This window comes from Pseudoalteromonas sp. MMG012 (genome assembly GCF_018100875.1).
Classification (GTDB): Bacteria; Pseudomonadota; Gammaproteobacteria; order Enterobacterales; family Alteromonadaceae; genus Pseudoalteromonas; species Pseudoalteromonas aurantia.
Map to the genome: position 1 here is coordinate 1 of NZ_JAGJEF010000247.1, position 371 is coordinate 371.

The 371-nt window shown below is 46.1% G+C and carries 1 protein-coding gene; it reads left to right on the forward strand.

Features of this window, described 5'->3' with window-relative positions:
* Positions 1–371 (forward strand): phage protein Gp27 family protein (locus J8L97_RS23270; protein ID WP_211053096.1); only part of this gene is annotated, 371 nt, incomplete at both ends.

The window sequence follows — 371 nt, forward strand, 5'->3', positions numbered from 1 at the left end:
TCTCAAGCTGATATTTTGATCGCAATTAATCAACAGATCCTCGATGCGGGGTTAGATGAAGAAGCCACCATTTCACGCTCTGGCCTAAGTCGTCATGCACAAAAAACGGAGGCCATAGGTAAACGATTACGAGAACTGCGAGCAACAACGCAAGCATTGACAGCAGAGCTTGGCGACAAGCCCACTGGCGACACCACAAAAATGATCTTAGAAATGGGTCGTTCTCAATTATTTAGTGCTATGCAAAAGCAAATGCTCAACCCTGATGAAGATGACGACGTTGACATAGGCATGATTAAAGATGCGATGCTAGCCGCTCAGCGACTTGAGTCTACAGCCATGGCAGCACACAAACGTGAAAAAGACATACG